The 2,482-nt window shown below is 68.2% G+C and carries 2 protein-coding genes; one reads left to right on the forward strand and one right to left on the reverse strand.

Annotation, left to right across the window (positions count from 1 at the left end; translation table 11 throughout):
* The coding region (locus tag ABZ004_RS40470) for a hypothetical protein (protein ID WP_355687620.1) at positions 1–282 on the reverse strand (282 nt) is incomplete at its 3' end.
* A gap of 670 nt (positions 283–952) precedes the next feature.
* On the opposite strand from ABZ004_RS40470, the gene ABZ004_RS40475 reads away from it, so the two are divergent.
* Entirely contained in the window at positions 953–1,630 is a 678-nt protein-coding gene (locus ABZ004_RS40475; RefSeq protein WP_355687622.1) for a hypothetical protein, read from the forward strand.
* Positions 1,631–2,482 lie beyond the last annotated feature (852 nt).

Here is a 2,482-nt window from a genome sequence, read left to right on the forward strand (position 1 = left end):
GTCCGGCTCCTCGAACCCGTCGAGCTCGAACTCGACCTCCACTCCAGGCGGCGACTGCCCGAAGGGCACCCTGAACGCCGAGGGTTCCACGGCCCCCGCCCATGGACCCGCCACCGACGCAGACACCACGGCAGCCTCAGCCCAGCCGCCCCACAACCAGCCGACCGCTACCACCAACGGCAACGGATACGGCAGCACCATCCGCAACAACGACGGCAACCACAACACCATCGGCCACAGCGCCGACCGCGGCGGCACGGCAGGCAACGACAACCCACCCACCTGTACACCACCGACCAATTCGTCACCGCCTCCGCACAATTCACATCGCGGCACAGACCAAGAGCCCACCAACGACGGCGGCACCACATCACCCCCAGGTGCTCCCCAGCACAACCACGTCGACGACGGCACCGCCCACCGTGTTCAAGACAATCCCGCCCACGCACCGCAGGAGAACTCTGCCTACAGGGCGCCGGGACCCACGCCGGCCAGCACCACTCCGCAGGTGCACCTCGCCCCGGAGAGTTCTATCCATACACCCGGGCAGAACTCCTCCCGGGCTCCGCAGGACAAGTCTGCCCACACGCCTCAGCAAGGCGTTGCCCAGCAGAACTCTGTGCCCGCCCCGCAGGAGAACTCTGCTCGCCTGTCCCAGCAAGGCGTTGCCCAGCAGAACTCTGTGCCCGCCCCGCAGGAGAACTCTGCTCACCTGTCCCAGCAAGACGTTGCCCAGCAAAACTCTGTCCCCACCCCGCAGCAGAACTCTGCTCAGTTGTCCCAGCACCCTGCCCGGGAGCACTCTGTCTTCGCTCCGTACGAGGACCGTGCCTCCAGGCAGGAGCACCCGGCTGGGAAGGACTCTGCCCACAGCCGGCAGGAGACCCCTGGCCACAGCGCGCAGGAGAAGCCTGCCCCGGGTTCGGGGGAGAGCTCTGCCCACAAGAGGCTGGTGCCGGAGGATGCTGCCGGAGCCGGTTCGCCCGAACGTGACCGTACCGTCGGGCAACGGCGCGCCGACGTGGCTGTGGATTTGTTCGACCACATCCTCCATAACGGACTCGACTGGCTCGGTCGACGTCTACCCGACCAGCACCGACGCCGACCTCACGTCGAAGTCCTCATCCCGATCAATACCCTGCTCGGCCTCGACGACGAACCCTGCCAGCTCACCGGCTACGGTCCCATCCCCGCCGAACAGGCTCGACTCATCGCCACCGACGGCACCTGGCGCCGGCTCCTCACCGACCCCACCAACGGCGCCGTCCTCGAAGCATCCACCACTCGCCACGACCCCGGCACCCTCGTCTCCGAGACACTTCTCGCCGCCCACCCCACCTGCGACTGGATCAACTGCAACCGCCCAGCCCGCCAATGCGACCGCGATCACGGGATCCCCTTCACCCAAACCCACACCACCAACCTCGCCGACCTCCGCACCTACTGCGAGTACCACCACATCATCAAAGACACCCCCGCCTGGGGCTGGAAAGCCACCAACAACCCCGACGGATCCACCACCCTCACGACCCCCACCGGCCACCGCTATACCACCATCCCCCCACGCCCAGGCCCCATCACCACCCCGCCTTACACCGCCCCACCCGACAACGACAGACCACCCTTCTGACAACCGCGCCCGACCCACCCCCCTTCTGACAACCGCCCGACCCACCACCCCCTTCTGACAACCGCCCGACCCACCACCCCCTTCTGACAACCGCGCCTGGCGGCGACCGATCGCGCTTCTGACGGCCACACCTGGCGGCGACCGATCGCGCTTCTGACGGCCACACCCGGCAGCGACCCACGCCCTGCTGACAACCCGTCGGGCAGGGACCCGCTGCCCTTCTGACGATCCCGTCGCGCGGTCTGTCGGTGAGGAAATGGTCGGGATTCGAGAGCCGCATCGAGCCGCCCCGGCCGACGTGCTCGCGGCGCGAGCCCGGCTTTAGATGCTGTGGGCAAGCTTCAGCTGAACGGTGACCCGGCACCGTGGTCTCGCAGGAGAGTCAGCGCGAGGTGTAATCGAGACCTGCTGGCCGGAAAGACATAGACCGAGATCGCCGGATGGGATCGGGGTCGGGGAGGGGTTGGATGCAGCCGCGCGATCTCCGGGGAACGCTGGCATGTGCCGATCTCGCTTAGGAGGTGGGCTGAACTCGGGGTCGGATTGGAACCAGCGGCTGGCTGCAGTTGAAGGGGTATCTGCGCGGCGTTTGGCTGCAGAATCAGAGCTGGGTGGGACGGGGGGGTGAGCAAGGCCGGAGCTGGGCGGGGCAGAGCTGGGTCGGGCCGGAGGTGGGCAAGGCGGGAGCTGAGCGGGCCGGAGGTGGGCAAGGCCGGAGGTGGGCAAGGCGGGAGCTGGGTGGGCCGGAGGTGGGCAAGGCCGGAGGTGGGCAAGGCGGGAGCTGGGTGGGCCGGAGGTGGGCAAGGCCGGAGGTGGGCAAGGCGGGAGCTGGGTGGGCCGGAGGTGGGCAAG

Source organism: Kribbella sp. NPDC006257 (assembly GCF_040613535.1).
Lineage (GTDB): Bacteria > Actinomycetota > Actinomycetes > Propionibacteriales > Kribbellaceae > Kribbella.